Below are 18,009 nucleotides of genomic sequence, written 5' to 3' on the forward strand. Positions count from 1 at the left end.
TCTTGTTTCCTAAGAAATTTTTTTGTGATCCGACAGACTCTGGAACCAGGCCATCGTCTCGGCAACGGCTTGCTCATGAGGTGTCGTGTCCTTGCCGAACATCTTCTCATATTTGCTCGTGTTGACGACAAGAGGATCCTCAAACAAGTAGAGCATCTCCTTGATCTCTCTCATATTCGCATTGAACAGAGAGAGAAGCGAGACGAATGCTTTCGGCGCGACACGGAACCTGGCTTCCCTGCCCGCCATTCCGTAGATCATCGCTACAATCTGACGCGTCGTCAGCGTCTCTGCCGACGGAATATGCCAGATATGACCAAGCGATGCATGAGACTGCCCCAGCTTCACCAGCCCCTTGGCAAAATCACGAATGTATATATAAGTGTGAGGAGCGTCAATATTGCCTAGCACTTCGGCCGGCTTGCCTTCCAGCGCAGCCCGGAAGACGCGTTCTCCCAAGGCGGAGTCCAGCACGCCTGGACCGAAGAAGTCGGGAGCACGGCCGATAGCCGCGCGCACCTTTCCGCTTCGATGCGCCGTCATGAGTCTGTTGGCCATCTGGGCCCGTGTAATCCCTTTTCGCCCGTCGGCTCTATTGGGAAGGTCCTCCGTCAGATCCCGTCTCGCGCTGCCGTACATGTATAAATTGTCAGCATAGACGAGAATAGCTTTCTCGTTCTCTGCTGCTTTAATAATGCCGTCCATAATGGGCGGGAACATCTCCGGCCAAGCCGTATATGGCGCTTTAGCGCAATGATAGATGACGGAAGCTCCCTGACAGGCTGCTGCGAACTCAGTCGCATGGGTTGCATCCCCCTTGACGATCTGCACCGAACTAGGTACATTGGCACGTCCGCTCCGATTCACCATGCGTACCTTTTTGCCCTGAAACAGCAACTCCTCCATCACTGCCATGCCAAGAGGCCCAGTACCTATGACTACATGAAGTTCATTCATCTCCTCACTTATTCCCCTTCCTTATATGGAGTCTACAACCTACGATGCTAATTATAACCATTTTGAGAATCGCAGTAAATATCTTTAGTCAAGTAAATTTTATTAATTGTGTTCAGTTATTTACGCACATACTCAAAAACGTTCGAAGCATCAAAAAAAGCAAGCCAGCAACGGGTTTACGCCATTGTTGACTTGCTTCAATCATGCCTATCGGGATGGCATATGCTTATGATGAACGCGCAAGACTCGTTCAAATGTTAAACTCCGACTCCCTTTCAAGCCGCTGTCTGGCCGTCTCCTTGCTTGCTGTAATGGGCTGATGACGGCCTGCCTTGGCGAGCCCGTACTGAGGCATATTGTTGTACATCGCTTCGTAGCCGCCCGCTCGCACCTCATAAGTCTCATGATAGATGCCGACGCTGCCGCTCGCCCCTACCTTCTGATTGAAATTACGCCAGGCCTTCAGATGCTTCCCTCCATGCCTCGCATAATGCTCAAGCTGCTCGAACGATCGCCAATACTGAATAACCGTAATGCCGCGCCAAGAGAAGTGGAAGCTCGAATGAAGGAACCCCAGTTCCTTGTTCGTATACAGCTCCTGCAGCATAGGACTCATGGCGAGCGTAACCGGCAGCCACCGATGAACCGCCCATATCCGGTTAATGCGTACGCCAATAAGAAACACGACGAACGACCCTTCTATCCCAGCCGTATATCTTCCGGGGAAAATACGAGTCATCCTCTTTCCTACCCTTTCTCCAATAGCTGTAAATGAATCTCGTAGAACCCGACAATATCGGTAGAGGCATACTGCTGCGCCGTCAAAAAAGAACCGTAGAAAATCGTGAACAGCACCTTGACCGCACGTTCCAGCGATATCCCATCCTTCAGCGTTCCCGACTTCTCGGCATGCTCCATGCTGGTATGGAAGATCTTGTATAGATCGGGGGTTGAGCTCCCTATCTCTTCATGATCGGGAAAGAGAAGTCGCACCTCGGCCTCGCTTAATTCCTGCAGATGAGGGTGCATTCTCATCTCCGCCAGGAACGAGATCAGACTCGGCAGAATGCCCGGTGTAACCTTCGTCTGCTCCGCCACCTTATAGAGCAAATGCCGGATCGCATCAAAGCCCTGCTTCTTCTCCTGCTCAATCTCAATAATCCGCTCCGTCAACCAGACTCGCATAAAGTACACGAGCACATCTTCTTTTTTGGGAAAAAACTTAAAAAACGTAACGCGCGACACTTCGGCCTGTCGACAAATGTCTTCCAGCATCACTTCATGGAACATTTTGTCTTCCATTAAGGACACGCTAGCTTCATATAAAGCAATCTTGGCTCTAGCCTTCTTGATCTCCCTTAATGAAATATCCGCTATAACCACGAGCATCATCCTCATTTTTTCGTTAACTCATGTCAATAACTTTACTTACGATAAATATTATTGTCAACATTTATTCCAAACTTTAACAAGATTGACGTCATTCGAACACATAGCCAACGTCTAATTAACACCACTACTCTTTTGTCTCAAACGAACCCTTTCGGATTTCTCCCATCATATCATTTGCGCAGGATTGTCCGATACGTCGTCTCGTCTCATTCGCGCCACCTAATTTTGTCGGTATTTGTCGAACAGTCGTTATAGATTTTGTGAGCTTTATTTCATACACTCTAGGAGGCTCATACAACGCCAAAAATCTCTGATTCATCGATTAAACATCGTCAGATTCCTTCCGGTCGTCGGTGCGAATCAAGAGTGAATGGGAACTTTTTTCATGAAACTTGTGTCTATTTCACCTTTAAATAGTCTAATAGAAGGACGGTGCAGGCGGAGATGGGAAAACGAGGTGATGAATTGCAGCAATTCTCTGATGTCTATCAACAATATTCGGCTCCTGTGCATCGGTTCCTCTTATCCCTCACCCGCGATGAAGCGCTGGCGGAAGAATTGACGCAGGAGACGCTCTATCGGGCCTTTCTCCACATCGATCGATTCAAGGGTCAGGCCTCCCTGTACGGCTGGCTGTGCCAGATTGCGAAGAACTTATATTTTAACGAATACAAGAAGAACAAACGGAGAGCGGACGAGTACGCATGGGATGAGATCGAATCAGGGGACGACTTTACCATCCGGATGCTTCAGAAGGAACAGGCCATATTCGTTCATCGCATCTTGCATGCGTTACCGGAGCCTTATAAGGAAGTGTTCACGTTGAAAGTATTCGGCGAGCTCAAATTCAGAGAAATTGCGAGCTTGTTCGGCAAAACCGAATCTTGGGCGAAAATGACCTATTACCGCGCAAAAGAGCGAATCGTAACGGAAATGGAGGCGCACCAATGAACAATTTATGCAATATCGTATACGACTTGCTGCCGCTTTATGTCGATGGGGAATGCTCGGCGGAGAGCCGCGCCTTTGTTGATGAGCATCTGGCAGACTGCCCGGCATGCCGGAAGAAGTGTGAGGCGATGGCGCAGCCGATCGCAATCGATCTATCACCTGGAGAGAAAGAGATTACAAAGCAGAATGAAGGACTGAAAGAGCCACAACATCGGGACCGCGCCGCCAAAAAAGTGCTAAAGCGTATAAAGCGAAGATGGCTGCTATCCCTTGTTCCTCTGCTGCTGTTAATTCCTTTGCTGCTGCTTGGCATCAACCAGTATCGCGGTGAGGGGATCTCCTACACCAATCTCTACGATCATTATGCGGCAAGCCAATTTCTGAAGGCACTGGAGAAGCGAGATTATGATCGTGCATTCTCCTATCTCAATATGGACTTCTATTATGACGACATTCAAGAAGGACTGAAGCACTCGGCGGACACATTGGCCTTTAAGGAAGAGGAGTTCCCGGAGTCGAGCGAGACGGACAAGAAAAATGCGCAGGACTTTATCGACAAATACGGGGACATGAGCGATGAGCAATTCTATGAGAGAAGCAAAGTGAATTTCATCGCCAATATGAAGGAGTGGGAGCAGCTAGGCCATACGCTGACGGGACATCGAGTGAAATCCTCTTATGTGAACGAATACGACGGCGTAACCAACTATAGCTTCTATCTTCATTTGACGGACGGCAAGCAGATTGTGAAATCCGGGAAAATCAGTCTGGCCGGCAATCATAAAGGAAGCTTTTATTTTACAGGCGGATCGTATTTGCCAGAAAAAGATCCTTTGACCCCCCTGCTGCTAGACCGGATATCCATCTCAGATCTGGTACAGTAGAACGATTCATCTGATTAACATTTAACCTAGTACAACGAAGGCGACCATTCTCAGGAGCGGTCGCCTTCACTATTCAATCCGTTGCCGAGCCGTTAGATGTGCTTCTTCCCGCTCCGGTAACGATTGAGCCTGATGGAATAAGAGAGATATGGCAAGCCCGGAAAGATGAGCAGAACCAATGAGACTAAGCCGGCTATCAAACCAATCTGCCCCAATATATTGGGAATCCAGTCATTTAAACTTACACTTCGAAGAAACAGACATACAAGGGTAACAATCAGTAGAGGAAGCGCAGTCTTGCCCGTCATTTTCTGTTCACGCTCGTACCTTTCCATAAGTGATGCCTGGTCGGTATAGATCGGTCTAGTGCCCGGAGGAGCGCTGAAGATATGAAAGCCGTCCGTATCCGTCGAGCAAACCTTCTTCCATCCCGCCTCTTCAAATAGGGAAACGTAGTCGGCGTCAGCAGCCTCCTGATAATCTACGCTATATATGAGATCTTGCGGCTCCCCTTTTCTCAGCCTGTATCCGAATGGAGCGAAGCTCTCGAGCAGCCAGCCTTTCCGGGCATATTTCCCTAGCTTCTTCATATCGCGTACTTCTGTAAACGCCAAGCCGCCGCTGGTTACATACTTTGTTTCTGTCATCTTTCTATCACTCCCTTTAGTTGAAAAATGGTCTCCGCATGGCGAACCATATCCTTGCGCCACTCTACGTTTTTCCTCAGTAGCTCCATCCCCTTGGCGGTAGCCGCATAAGTCTTGCGCTTGTCATCATCGTCGTCGAACAACTCTATAAGTCCGGCAGCCAACAGCTTCTTGATCGTGGTATACATAGAGGCCGGCCCCACCGTCAGGCGTTGATTGGTCATCGACTCAATCGACTGCATAATTAAATATCCGTGCTTAGGCTCGACAACGGACAGCAAAATGTAGAACGCCGTATCCGTCAGCTCGCCCATCTCCAAAGAATCATTTCGCGGCAAATCGCAACCCCCTTTATATCATTAAACGATATATCATTAAATGTAGTGTATCGTTAAACGATATACGTGTCAATAGAACTCTTTTCACCGATTCCAAAACCTGTTTTTTTGGTATCGCTATGCTATTATAGGAGTACCTTTTTTTCGGAATGAACAACCTATCATCAACCAAACAATGGGGGCTGAATGACTTATGAGAATCGCATTTATCGGACTAGGCACGATGGGCAAACCGATGGCTATGCATCTTCAACGCGCAGGACATACGCTGGCTGTCTATAACCGCAACCGCGACAGAGCGCGAGACTTTGAGCAATTGGAATCGGTCACGATTGTATCGACTCCGAAGGAAGCAGCCGGGCAAGCGGATATCGTCTTCACGATGCTGACGGATGATTCGGTGGTGGAAACTGTATATTTGGGGGAGAACGGCATTTTATCCGCATGTACGGATGATGCATTCGGCACGCCGAAGATTGTTGTGGATTGCAGTACGATCTACCCGGATACGACTAAAATGCTGGCAGAGCGTCTCGCTGCTGTTGGTGTAGATATGCTTGATGCCCCCGTAGCTGGAAGCGAGCCGAGTGCTATCGAGGGCATATTAACGTTCATCGTCGGGGGCAAGCAAGAAGCTTACGAGACATGCCTGCCGCTATTTGAATTGATGGGTAGAAAAGCTCTCTACATGGGGCCGAGCGGAACGGGGGCCAATGCGAAGCTGGCAAACAATCTGATCGTCGCTGCCAATATAGCAGCACTGGCAGAGGGGATGTCTATCGTTCAGAAGTCCGGCGGCAACCCCGAGTTGTTCCTTGAGATACTTGCAGGCGGGGGAGCTCGCAGCGCCGCCGCGGAGGTGAAAGGTCCCCGCATCCTGAACCGCGACTTCTCGCCTCAATTCATGGCTCAGCTGATGTTCAAGGACGTGAAGTTAGCAGGCCGACTTGCCCAATCGCTGCAAGTACCTTCTCCCATCCAAGCGACTGTTCAACAGCTATTCCAAATTACGTGCAACAACGGACTCGGCGAAGAAGACTTAAGCGCTGTCGTGAAATGCTACGAGTCGTGGATTGGGGAGAAAGTGGAGAGAAATAGTTAAGTGGATGCCAAGACCATTCGATCGTTCGAATGGTCTTGGCATCTTTTATTTTGAGCATAAACAATTGAGTATTTTAATCTACAAACCCGCGTGGGGTGCGACTTTATATCAAACACCGGAATTTCTAGACATTATTAGTTCAATTCACGCACCCGCGTGGGGTGCGACTTAATCTGGCAGTTCATGTAGACTGTCAACTTTATTTCAATCCACGCACCCGCGTAGGGTGCGACAAGTGCGCATATGTGGCCCCATGACAAGGGCTGAGATTTCAATCCACGCACCTGCGTAGGGTGCGACTAACGCACTTGGCGTATCGATTGACCAACTGGTATTTCAATCCACGCACCCGCGTAGGATGCGACTAAAGCCTACTGGGATTGTTCATGTGATTGCGGGATTTCAATCCACGCACCCGCGTAGGGTGCGACGAGCAGATCGGACGACGACTCACCCAATCGCTTATTTCAATCCACGCACCCGCGCAGGGTGCGACGCTGTTCCTAACCCAAAAAACAAGACCTAAACCCATTTCAATCCACGCACCCGCGTAGGGTGCGACGTATGTAATATAGCAGGCATAAGTATTGAGTATATTTCAATCCACGCACCCGCGTAGGGTGCGACTTACACTTCCTATTTCTTTTTGTAATTCCTTTAATTTCAATCCACGCACCCGCGTAGGGTGCGACCAGCAAATGGATACCCTCAACGGATCGATTGAGATTTCAATCCACGCACCCGCGTAGGGTGCGACTCAACCATTTGGACGGTGTGACTTGTTGAAAAATATTTCAATCCACGCACCCGCGTAGGGTGCGACGAGCTCATTCAAAAAACAAAAAAACAGATCGAGATTTCAATCCACGCACCCGCGTAGGGTGCGACCCTCTTTCAAAGCGGCTAAACTTTTATCCGAATATTTCAATCCACGCACCCGCGTAGGGTGCGACGATTGATCTCGTTGATCGAGACAAGCGCCTTATCATTTCAATCCACGCACCCGCGTAGGGTGCGACCTATGAGTATAGCCAGGCGCAAGCACTAGGCCCGATTTCAATCCACGCACCCGCGTAGGGTGCGACTTCATCACTACCAGGTAAAACATCACCTTCATTTATTTCAATCCACGCACCCGCGTAGGGTGCGACTACGTGTTGAACTTCGCTCTTGTAGATCCAAGAAATTTCAATCCACGCACCCGCGTAGGGTGCGACGCATATTGGCAATTGATGCAGGCGGGCATGAGACATTTCAATCCACGCACCCGCGTAGGGTGCGACGTACCTCTCGGTGACCTCAATACTTTGTTGCCGATTTCAATCCACGCACCCGCGTAGGGTGCGACATAGACCTTCTCGCGACATATCCGCAGCATGGATTTCAATCCACGCACCCGCGTAGGGTGCGACTCCAGCTCAATAGATTCTGTATGGTCCAATCGCCATTTCAATCCACGCACCCGCGTAGGGTGCGACTTTCTATAGGACTATTATCTACCATACCCCATATTATTTCAATCCACGCACCCGCGTAGGGTGCGACTTACCCCGTCCTTTGCCTCTGCTCCGGCATTACCATTTCAATCCACGCACCCGCGTAGGGTGCGACCTTCATCACCTTCAGTGGATCAGGTCAACTGACAATTTCAATCCACGCACCCGCGTAGGGTGCGACGTTCGTCAACCGTCATCACCGCGACAAAATCATAATTTCAATCCACGCACCCGCGTAGGGTGCGACAGGGCGTGGACGCTTATGTCACTGGAGAGTTTAAATTTCAATCCACGCACCCGCGTAGGGTGCGACCGACGCCTTCCAGCTCCGCATAAACTTCCTTTTTATTTCAATCCACGCACCCGCGTAGGGTGCGACCCCGGCGTCGTGCCGAGCGTTAATCATCAATATCATTTCAATCCACGCACCCGCGTAGGGTGCGACAAGGAAGGTGAGACCTGGTGAGCCGAGCTGAATTGATTTCAATCCACGCACCCGCGTAGGGTGCGACGTTGTGTCCGCTGCAGGGAGATCAGGAGCACGCGATTTCAATCCACGCACCCGCGTAGGGTGCGACCACTCAGCTCTAGCCGTTTTTTTTGTTTTCGGAATTTCAATCCACGCACCCGCGTAGGGTGCGACTGAATTTGTGCAGTTGACATTATTTTAAAGAGGTATTTCAATCCACGCACCCGCGTAGGGTGCGACCTGTGGTCGGGATCGGTACGGCTTGGCCGCGCAATTTCAATCCACGCACCCGCGTAGGGTGCGACCAACGGGTGGAAGCTCCAGCAAGAGCGCGTCCAAATTTCAATCCACGCACCCGCGTAGGGTGCGACCCAGTTTTCATTGAGATCAATGTCTGATTCTTGAAATTTCAATCCACGCACCCGCGTAGGGTGCGACGAGGATCTACATTCTTTCGTTCCAGTAGCCGAAATTTCAATCCACGCACCCGCGTAGGGTGCGACAGTCCGGCTGCGCCTTGGCCGTAAAGCGTCCAGTATTTCAATCCACGCACCCGCGTAGGGTGCGACTGGGGACGGAAGATGGGTTCAACAGTTGTGATTAAATTTCAATCCACGCACCCGCGTAGGGTGCGACTTGATGGATCAGTATTTGTCTGATGATGCTATAGATTTCAATCCACGCACCCGCGTAGGGTGCGACCTTTTTCGGCATCAAGGCACGGGGGGACGCCGGAATTTCAATCCACGCACCCGCGTAGGGTGCGACTACGAGAGTGATCGGCCAGCAAGGCTAAATCGGATTTCAATCCACGCACCCGCGTAGGGTGCGACGGATGGCCGTAGGGTTGTCGCCGTTTGCTGCTCTAATTTCAATCCACGCACCCGCGTAGGGTGCGACAGGCTACGTCAAGCGTCTTGTTCAGAGGGATATGATTTCAATCCACGCACCCGCGTAGGGTGCGACTACGGAGTTGCAAGAGAATAATAGGATATTAAGAATTTCAATCCACGCACCCGCGTAGGGTGCGACTCATGGATTTGAATGATCAGGCTACCACGCAAATATTTCAATCCACGCACCCGCGTAGGGTGCGACGTAACGGTAGATTCGTAGTTGTAGGAGATAAGGGATTTCAATCCACGCACCCGCGTAGGGTGCGACAGCGATTTATGATGTATTTCGTCAAAATAACGACTTATTCAATCATAAATCATAACTATTATACCAATAAAGATAAAACTGGCTGAAAAAACTTCTTTTCCTAACTATCCAGTGTCTTGCCGACGCTCAAAATTGGTGCGAATCCCCCAGGGATTTCATGTGCGCTTCCCATTCGCACCAGAATATCGCACTAGAATATGAGCGGGCCCTCCACATCCAATGAGGCTTTTGCACCGATATGCTCAACCTTGTTTTTATACTGATTGCCTAGCTGATAGAATCTCAGACTATCCTCATCTTGATCAATAATATCCATCAACTGTAATTTTAATGAGGTGAATTGAGCCGCGTCTACTACACATTCAAACACAGAGTTTTGAACACGTTGTCCGTAATTCTGACATATTTTCGAGACTTGTCTTAATCGCCTCTGGCCCGTACTTGTCACTGTTCTGACATCATACGTAATGAGCACCATCAATTCAATCGCCTACTTCCACAGGAAAGGTGGATATTCGTCCAAATCTTGACGTAAATACCGTGCCAGTAATAGGGCCTGCACATGCGGGACAAGCCCCCAAGAGATCTTTTCGCCCAAATAGGGATGAGTGATCTTGTCCTGCTTCTTAGCTTGCCATGCGGTCAGAAACTTTTTCCGAGCTTCATCAGTTAATAAAACGGCACCGTTCTCCTTTTCCTGAAAATCATGCTTATCCAGCATCTTCTTGTTAATTAAAGACAGTACAAATTTGTCCGCAAACACCCCACGCAACTCTTCCATTAAATCCAGTGCCATAGACGCTCGTCCCGGTCGGTCGCGATGTAAGAAGCCGACATATGAATCCAATCCCACACCTTCAAGCGCAGCTGCTGTATCCTTGGCAAGTAAGGAATAGGCGAAGGACAGCAGCGCGTTCACACGATCCAGAGGAGGCCTACGCGAGCGGGTGCGGAAATAGAAGTCTTCCTTCTGCTGCAAAATCATATGATTGAACAGCTTGTTATATGTTACAGCTGCTTGACCTTCTAACCCTCGCAGTCTCTCCAAATCTTCGCAAACTCTAACTTCCTTCATCAGTGCAGATAACTGCTGGGAAGCTGCCTTAAATTCGGCAACATCAATTCGCATGGCGTAATCTCTTGTCGTACGCTCCAGCATCCACTTATGATTGTAGATCTTCCCAATAATGAAATTGCGAGCGATCATCGCCGACGAAGCTTCATTCTCCGACAAAAGATACTGTCTCTTGCGCAGCACAACGTTGCCGTTGCTCTCACCAATGACTCTCGCCAGAAAACGTCCGTTCATTGTCATAAAGACTAATGAGATATTGCGCTCCGCACAATATCCCATTAGCGCCGGGCTGGCTCCCGTATAACCAAACGCTACGACAGAATCCAGATTATGGAGCGGCATACGCGCCAGCTTCTCCTGCTCCTTCAATAAAACAATATTGTCCCCATCCAAAGATAAATAGACATCCGGTTGCGTGACATATAAGGTGTTCAGAAGCTTCTTCATTCCACGATTTTCCCTTCAACGTAGCTTTTGACGGAACGCTTGTTCATCAGCTCCGGTACACAAATATGCTGCAAAGAACAGCTCCGGCAAAAAGCACCCGTTTTCACTTTCGGCGTATGGCGACGCTTGTAATAATCCTGCATCTCGCTTACGATCGACCTGACCCTCTGCTTCCATTCAGAAGTAATTGGTATCTCAACCCGGTGCTTAATCTCATTGTAAAACAAGTATCCGACCCCAACCTCGCACAGCAGCATCTCTTCCAGACATATCGCCTGGGCCACCAACTGCACAATGTCCTCCTCGCCTGTCTTTGGCTTGCCGCGCTTATATTCGACAGGATACGGAAGATAGGTTCCTTCCGAACCGTGAATGGCAACGCCGCGCTCATCTCGAATGAACTCAACGACATCGCACACTCCTGTCAGACCAAGCTCACTTGATCTGACAGGCATCCCTCTTACAATAAGCTTATCTCCACGCTTCTCTCTAATAAACGGTTGATCCGCCTTCCGATGAAGATGCTGCCCTTCGACCGTCTTGACGTTCTCTTCCCACTGCTGCTCAATATGAATAATTGCCCACTGTCGCTTGCAAAATTGAAAGTGTTGGATACCGGACAACAACAGCTCGTGATCTTCGTTAGATCCCATCCAGCACTTCGACCTTCAGACCTTCCAAAGGCAAAATTTGAAATGAATAATCTTCGAAAGCTTTAGCTTCGTGTTGGAGATTCTCTGTAAGCAAAGAACGATGTACCTTGGCCGACGAATACTGACCAAGCTTGGATGAATGCTCCCACCAGTAGACGCGACGAACTTCCATACTGCCCTCCGGCCTTGCTGAGGACACATCATTTTCAAATAATGTTCGAAGCGCCTCTTTAATCTTGGTGGCATCCTTGTAAGTAAAACCCGTTTTCTCCGCCAGTTGTGTATTGATGCTGCCATAGAATATATACACACCCGAATCCACCCGATGCTTCATCCCCATCGTATCAGAGCTCTTTTCCTTTCCTGTCGATTCCGAGTTTACGCTTTTCGTAATTTGCAGGCTTGTAATATCAATAGGATCGATACTAATAGCCGGATGAACAGATACCGGTCCTCTTACTCCTACAGAAACACCGTTGCCTTTGCTATCAGCTTTGAACGCAAATACTTGCCCGAAGCTTCTGACATCAATCCAGTTGTCACTAGCGACTTGAGCGAATTGCTCGCTGGAGCCGGTTTTGGATTTCATAATTTTCTCCAGTTCCTCTACCCCTTCAGCTCGTTCTTTCAAGCTTTTGTAGGCATCCGTCCTGCGATCGTTGGACTGGACGAAGATAGATTCGCCCATATCCTGCAGACGATTTCTAATCTTGCGTTTAATGGCGACATCCGACATCTCGCCTTTACCGTCAAAGTTTTGACGAGGCCGATTGCCATTAAACGGATCTCCATTGGGATTAGCGTTAGATACGGAAAAGATAACGGCAAAGTCGATTTTGTGATCCAAAATAGGCATATTCATCTCTCCTTATTCTTGGGAAGCTTCAACAGCTTCATTCTTTTTGTCCTTGCTTTGATATAAGGCGTGGCGTTGGCTATGAAATCCAAGCAAATATTCAAATGATAAAGGTTTATATGACTCTTCAACCTGTGAGAGTTTATCTAGTATCTCATCCATGAGTTTGTTAAGGTCAGTGGCCTCAGGGCCAAGCTTCATAACATATGGGGTAAGACTCTTTTCTATGGTTAACCATGTTCTTTCTGGATGTTGAGAGAATGCCGTTTTATAGCGAATAGCATTAGTCGGTCGCTTTTCACCTTTGGCAAACGTACGGTTTTCCAATACATCTGCCACCGCTAACAAACGTCCAAACAAATAATCTCTTTTGGTATTTTGAAAATCGACAGCCATACTTGATCTCTCCTTTCTATTGATTAAAGAGCAAGCAATGCTCAATGTCTTCTCCCATTCCCATTCTTCCATCGATAATGGCCTCGTAGCTCGATGATACGCACTCCTCACTATATCAAGCGGTATATCCCGCCCATCTACGATACAGGGCAGCATACGCTCCACTAGTCCTTTTACAATCTTGTCGCTTGCTCTTGGGCCATAAGCTGCAAAAGCAATATCTTTGGTCGATGGCGCACCATAGAATTGCACCCACTCACCTGATGTATTCTTACGATAGCGATGCAGCCAAGCACAGGAGGTATGCCAATCTATCAACTTATTCAAGTACAAATGCTTGTCCATGCTGCGGTAATACAAAACAGCCATCCGGCCCGTGGTAGCGGAATCCAACACCATAATATGGACATCCGATTTTCCGTCGATACGGTTGCTGTACCCGTCCAGCGCCTTGGCAAATTCCATCGCAAACTCTTGATTAGTAAAGGCTACTTGCTTCACGACCGCTGCCGAAGGCGCTGTGTCAAAAGCATCGTCCGCAAAGCTTGGAATATCCGTCCGCTCTTCGCCCCATACTAGAAAAACTCGCTGATCGATTGTTTTACCTTGTCGATTAATTAGCCATTTCAGTGCGTTGTGCGCTTTCTGAGATACTTCATAACTGATGCTTGCCGCTTCCTGGCTCTTACTAAAGCGTCCTCTAAAGGTGAATCCGCTTGAATCATTGGCAGAAATCAGCTTCGCCTTATCCGCGGCATTGCGGATTTTGTTGGCATGCTTGTCCGTTGCGGGCATTAGCTCCCCGGTTACGTAACAAAGATCAATATCACCTAGCTGCTCGTTATAGTACTGAATGAAAGATTCATACATCTCGGAATCTCTCCAAACGTCAGTCAAATGTTCACCTGGCGCATAAACGTTAAAACGAATAAATGCACTGTCTACATCCCCGGCTAGCACGGAATAAATAGCAGGCTTAGTGCCCTCATTGGACTTATCCCATTTATTGATTAACCGATTGCGGTCATCCACATGCAAAATTTGCTTTTCCACCAAATCTTGAATAAGAGTGCCTTTACTCACATATTGGTAAATACTCTTCACCTTATCAATCGCATGAGGAGAGTCAGCCCATCCTTTTAGTTGCTTCACATAGGCTGCAAAAGGATCTTCTTTCTTCTGTTCCCCGCCATACGCAATCAAGTCTCCGGCAACATAGCTAAGCTTGTCATGCAAGGGATAAGGTGCGACTACTGAACCGGCACGGCTTGCCGACTTCTCGGTACAAGGAATGAGAGTACTCATATCACTTTTAATCGTTATAACCTCTGCGGAATGAAGCTCACCATCTCGTGTTACTGTAACTTCGATATGCGCGTTCTGTGTGGTGTGAGCAACAGGCAGCAACGTATATTCCTGATCATTGAATCGCTTTTCAATAACGCCAACCTGTTTCGAATGTGTTTTATACGTCTGATACAAATGAAGCAGCCAACTCATCGTTTCCCCTCCTTTCTCTCCTGATTGATTCAGTCCTCCACCGCGCTAACATTGGTATGATCAAAGTGTTTCATTTTCATATCCATAATTGGGCGGACCAGCTCACAACGCTCCGGACGGATGAATTCAATCACGCCCTTCTTCATGACAGGATGCCATAGCCGTACTTCCAACTGATCTCGACCTGTCTCATCCGGATAATTAATACCGTGAACCATGTGTCCTAGCGGCACTTCCTCGTATTGTTCATAGAAACTTTCACCTTCGTCAAAATTGCACGGTTCCACATATCCCTGACATTCTCTCGTTCCCAGAAAAATATCTCTTCGCCCGCCCGCAGCAAGGGATCGCAACATGATGTTATGATGCTTATGCTCATTGCGATCGAAGGCCATATCCGGTCGATTCTCATTGAATTCAAAATGGGCGCGAACATGGTACTCCACATCTCTCAGATACGTATAGTTGGCAAGCGTATTGCCTCCGCTATACTCAATGGGCCGGATGCCTTTCGACTCCATACGGATTGGCTTCATAATACGAACTGCATCAATGTAGATGATTATCGTCGGCTTCCAGTAGATTGATTCGGCTATTCCCTTAAGCGCTTGGTAAGTGGGCACGTTGTACGACAGCTTCTCGCCCCCAAGCTTAGTTAGCGGGTCAGTGAACAAGGCATACTCTCCATATACTTTAAACTCCATCGCGTTTCTCATTTGCTCACCTCCTTATACATACTCAACCTACCCATCTTAAAAAAACGCATCTCTCATCGGACTTTCATTATGCCGATCAAATCCGAATTCTTCGTTATAGGCACTCTCCCGCAAGACCAGTACCTTGCCATCAAGCAGCGCTTCGACTCCATCATTGCGGTTCAATTCATCGAGCTCATATCGCCAGAGATTAATAGAATACTGTTGTGCCCTCCGCAAAATCCGGGATAGTTGCTCGATAGTTCCTGCTCCATTAAGCTCCGCAATGATTTCTCTGCCTTCCTTACTATAAGGAGCCAGTACAGTAGTCGTCCGATTCTTGATTACTTCAAAATGCTTTGCCGCCGTTCTGTAGCTGTGCAAGTTGTATAGTTCTAACTCTTTCTCCAATTCATTCTTATAGGATTTGTAATAGGTATTGTTGTGGCGATCAACTGTTAACAGCTCCACCATGTCCTTTTTCAACTCGGGAACATCATAGTTCAGATTGGCTTGCAGCTCCGTGTAATAGGCTTTAAAGAAACACTCCATGGCTTCTGCCGACAGAATATGACCTCCGTATATTTTCGGATTACTCTTGAGATCAATAAGCATCTTTCTGGAGATTTCCTTGCCAATACTCATCTCTTTCAAATACTTCAAGTTCTCTTCTCCATAATTAATGACGTATACTTGACGCAACTCATCTCTGCCATGCCGGTTGCATCTTCCTGCCGCCTGGGCAATAGAGTCCAACTCGGCAAGCGAGCGAATGACACACTCAAAGCTGATATCCACTCCCGCTTCAATTAACTGCGTACTTATACAGATCACTTTTTCCTCACGAATCAAATGATCTTTCACTTTGCCTAAAATAACTTTCCGATGCGCCGCGCACATAGACGTACTCAGGTGATAGACTGGAATCTCTCTCAGAGACAAAGCCATATATAACTCTCTCACAACAGACTTGGTATTGAGCACAATTAACACACTATTAACTTCACTCAACCGCTCCAGCACAAGTTGCTCCAGCATTCCCTGATCAAATATTTCACCTGTTGCCTTATCTATAATTTCTACTCGTCTGAATGCGTTAATGACTTGTTCCAGATTCTCTACAATTTCGCCCTCGGCTTGAATGTGCAGTTTATGATCAACAAACTCAAGCGCTGGTTGCGTGGCGGAGCATAAGATAATCGAAGAATTGCCATATACATTCAAAAAATTAACTGCTTTATTGAACAAAGAAACACAAGAAACGGGCACCTTTTGTACTTCGTCTACAATAATGACCGACTCCGCTAAATGATGAAGCCTTCGTATATTGCGGCTCCCCTTCGCATAAAACACATTCAGGAATTGAACCATCGTTGTAAAAACAACAGGAGACGCCCAGTTATCTTTAGCATGCTTAAGCTTTTGCTGCTTGGTCATATATCCATCCTGCGACTCATCATTGTCGTCAAGATCATCAATCACATTCGAATGATGTTCAAGCAAATGCGCGTCATCCTGGATAATCCTTCGGATTTCCTCAGCGTTTTGCTCAATAATTGTCGTGAACGGAACAATATAAATGATTCGCTTTTTCTTTTTCTGAATCGCATGCTGGAGAGCATATCTGAAGCTGGCAAGTGTTTTCCCACCGCCTGTTGGAATCGATAACGTGTAGATGCCCGAGGGGGCTGAGGCGTGTTGCTCGCATCGCTCTGACATCTCTTTTCTTAACTGTTGTATGATGGTTGAACCATGCTCCTTTCCGTTTTCTTGCAGTTCATGGATTCTGACCATTAGCTTTTCATAATAATTTTGGAATCTAACGCATTCGTCCAACTTATCCTCGGGAACGCTATTCTCTTCAAATTGTCTGGTGTTAGTCCTGTCTGCATCAATTAATGAACTGAATATATATTTGCCAAGAAACATTAGCTTATTTTCTCTGGTGCTTGAAGAATCCCTTTGCAAGTATGCAGCTAGTTCTTCTGATGCTTTCTTCACGTATTGATCAAACTCTTCCTTACTCATCACATGTTCAAAAAACAGATCCACCGATTGCTGAAATTGCTCTGGGGTGCTCTCTACTCTTTTCAAATAACCGGAAACATGAGGCGGTCCCAGAAAATCATGCAAGTAAGAGTGATGAGATATGACAGCGTTTCCAATAATTTCGGAAAGCATCCAGTTATGCATATCAGGATTTCCTTGATGGTATTCATTGAAGAGCAGCTTACCGCCAGCAGTAGAATGGTCTACACTCCCTCTGCGGGATGGAAGCTCCGGATGGTGCACCGCATTCCATATGTAATCTCTGAATAACGTTGTATACTTGCCCATATCATGCAATACACCAGCCAAACCTGCGATATGCTTTACACCGATTTTTTCGCCAAATGATTCTGCTAGCTTCTGAACCCCCAATAGATGTTCCTCTACACTCTGGATCTGTCCGTCACTCTCTCGGATATGTGCAATATAGTCCATGCAAATTCTCCTTATCTCCATTCAGAATGGCAACGCTCTGACAGATGAGTCCAATTACCTGGTGCTTAGGTTATAAGATTCGTCAAAAACAAACAGTTTCCTCCTAAATTTTCTTTTATTTTGGATATACATTCAAAGATGGAGAATGAGGGTCGAAATAGTAGTGGACAAAAATAAACCTCTGCATATTTGATTGCAGAGGTTTGGCTTCAAAATATATGATTGAAAAGATAGGCATCTTGTGAGAGTAAAGTCCATTTATACCTTTCACGTGTCCGCATGAGGGCGACTATCAATGAAAGACAAATCACCGGCACACGTGCCAAATTTCACATCGCACACTCGTGTGGGCACAACTAAATCCAATACTGTGATACTACAGAGAATGGCATTTCAATTCACGCACCTGCTTAGGGGGCGACGATTAACTCCGATGGGCTCTCGGATCGGCAGACGATTTCTATCCACGTACCCGCGTAAGATGCGACAACCTTCGGATCGTG

The 18,009-nt window shown here is 47.5% G+C and carries 15 protein-coding genes and 1 CRISPR repeat array; of the genes, 3 read left to right on the top strand and 12 right to left on the bottom strand.

The features are described 5' to 3' along the window. Positions 1-9: 9 nt before the first annotated feature. From DX130_RS22945 to DX130_RS22955, 3 genes are all read right to left on the bottom strand, one after another. On the bottom strand, positions 10-957 hold the full coding sequence (locus DX130_RS22945; protein WP_116049362.1) for an NAD-dependent epimerase/dehydratase family protein: 948 nt from the start codon (positions 955-957) through the stop codon (positions 10-12). Between the two features lie 250 nt (positions 958-1,207). Next, positions 1,208-1,696 (bottom strand): DUF4188 domain-containing protein, encoded by a 489-nt coding sequence (locus DX130_RS22950; protein ID WP_116049364.1) that lies wholly within the window; start codon positions 1,694-1,696, stop codon positions 1,208-1,210. Between the two features lie 8 nt (positions 1,697-1,704). Beyond that, the gene (locus tag DX130_RS22955; protein ID WP_420818551.1) at positions 1,705-2,340 is read right to left on the bottom strand and encodes a TetR/AcrR family transcriptional regulator; all 636 of its coding nucleotides are present in this window, start codon (positions 2,338-2,340) and stop codon (positions 1,705-1,707) included. 453 nt (positions 2,341-2,793) lie between these two features. On the opposite strand from DX130_RS22955, the gene DX130_RS22960 reads away from it, so the two are divergent. Together DX130_RS22960 and DX130_RS22965 are read left to right on the top strand one after the other, a co-directional pair. After that, positions 2,794-3,300: an RNA polymerase sigma factor gene (locus DX130_RS22960; RefSeq protein ID WP_116049366.1), complete on the top strand. Its 507-nt coding sequence runs from the start codon at positions 2,794-2,796 to the stop codon at positions 3,298-3,300. Continuing rightward, on the top strand, positions 3,297-4,184 hold the full coding sequence (locus tag DX130_RS22965) for a zf-HC2 domain-containing protein (protein WP_116049367.1): 888 nt from the start codon (positions 3,297-3,299) through the stop codon (positions 4,182-4,184). The genes DX130_RS22960 and DX130_RS22965 overlap by 4 nt, the downstream gene beginning before the upstream one ends. Before the next feature lie 92 nt (positions 4,185-4,276). On the opposite strand, the gene DX130_RS22970 is transcribed toward DX130_RS22965, so the two are convergent. Together DX130_RS22970 and DX130_RS22975 are read right to left on the bottom strand one after the other, a co-directional pair. After that, the gene (locus tag DX130_RS22970) at positions 4,277-4,831 is read right to left on the bottom strand and encodes a DUF2812 domain-containing protein (RefSeq protein WP_116049369.1); all 555 of its coding nucleotides are present in this window, start codon (positions 4,829-4,831) and stop codon (positions 4,277-4,279) included. Further along, positions 4,828-5,169 (bottom strand): PadR family transcriptional regulator, encoded by a 342-nt coding sequence (locus tag DX130_RS22975; RefSeq protein WP_116049371.1) that lies wholly within the window; start codon positions 5,167-5,169, stop codon positions 4,828-4,830. The genes DX130_RS22970 and DX130_RS22975 overlap by 4 nt, the downstream gene beginning before the upstream one ends. Positions 5,170-5,362: 193 nt before the next feature. Between DX130_RS22975 and DX130_RS22980 the strand changes: the two genes are divergently transcribed. Beyond that, the gene (locus DX130_RS22980) at positions 5,363-6,271 is read left to right on the top strand and encodes an NAD(P)-dependent oxidoreductase (protein ID WP_116049372.1); all 909 of its coding nucleotides are present in this window, start codon (positions 5,363-5,365) and stop codon (positions 6,269-6,271) included. A gap of 70 nt (positions 6,272-6,341) precedes the next feature. Then, positions 6,342-9,400: direct repeats of the CRISPR family, unit length 32 nt; unit sequence ATTTCAATCCACGCACCCGCGTAGGGTGCGAC. A gap of 190 nt (positions 9,401-9,590) precedes the next feature. Here DX130_RS22980 and cas2 read toward each other — a convergent pair. The 7 genes from cas2 to cas3 are packed head-to-tail and all read right to left on the bottom strand — an operon-like array spanning position 9,591 to position 17,506. Next, the gene (gene cas2 / locus DX130_RS22985; RefSeq protein WP_116049374.1) at positions 9,591-9,881 is read right to left on the bottom strand and encodes a CRISPR-associated endonuclease Cas2; all 291 of its coding nucleotides are present in this window, start codon (positions 9,879-9,881) and stop codon (positions 9,591-9,593) included. A 9-nt stretch (positions 9,882-9,890) separates the two neighbouring features. Next, entirely contained in the window at positions 9,891-10,922 is a 1,032-nt protein-coding gene (cas1c, locus tag DX130_RS22990) for a type I-C CRISPR-associated endonuclease Cas1c (protein WP_116049376.1), read from the bottom strand. Next, positions 10,919-11,575, bottom strand: coding sequence for a CRISPR-associated protein Cas4 (gene cas4, locus DX130_RS22995; protein ID WP_116049378.1), 657 nt, complete (start codon positions 11,573-11,575; stop codon positions 10,919-10,921). The genes cas1c and cas4 overlap by 4 nt, the downstream gene beginning before the upstream one ends. Beyond that, positions 11,565-12,431, bottom strand: coding sequence for a type I-C CRISPR-associated protein Cas7/Csd2 (gene cas7c, locus DX130_RS23000; RefSeq protein ID WP_116049379.1), 867 nt, complete (start codon positions 12,429-12,431; stop codon positions 11,565-11,567). Before cas7c ends, cas4 begins: the two co-directional genes overlap by 11 nt. Before the next feature lie 12 nt (positions 12,432-12,443). Continuing rightward, positions 12,444-14,327, bottom strand: a complete 1,884-nt coding sequence (gene cas8c, locus DX130_RS23005) for a type I-C CRISPR-associated protein Cas8c/Csd1 (RefSeq protein ID WP_116049381.1) — start codon at positions 14,325-14,327, stop codon at positions 12,444-12,446. Positions 14,328-14,356: 29 nt separating this feature from the next. Next, on the bottom strand, positions 14,357-15,043 hold the full coding sequence (gene cas5c / locus DX130_RS23010; RefSeq protein WP_116049383.1) for a type I-C CRISPR-associated protein Cas5c: 687 nt from the start codon (positions 15,041-15,043) through the stop codon (positions 14,357-14,359). A gap of 36 nt (positions 15,044-15,079) precedes the next feature. Then, entirely contained in the window at positions 15,080-17,506 is a 2,427-nt protein-coding gene (gene cas3 / locus DX130_RS23015) for a CRISPR-associated helicase Cas3' (RefSeq protein WP_116049384.1), read from the bottom strand. Positions 17,507-18,009 lie beyond the last annotated feature (503 nt).

Source organism: Paenibacillus paeoniae (genome assembly GCF_003388735.1).
Classification (GTDB): Bacteria; Bacillota; Bacilli; order Paenibacillales; family Paenibacillaceae; genus Pristimantibacillus; species Pristimantibacillus paeoniae.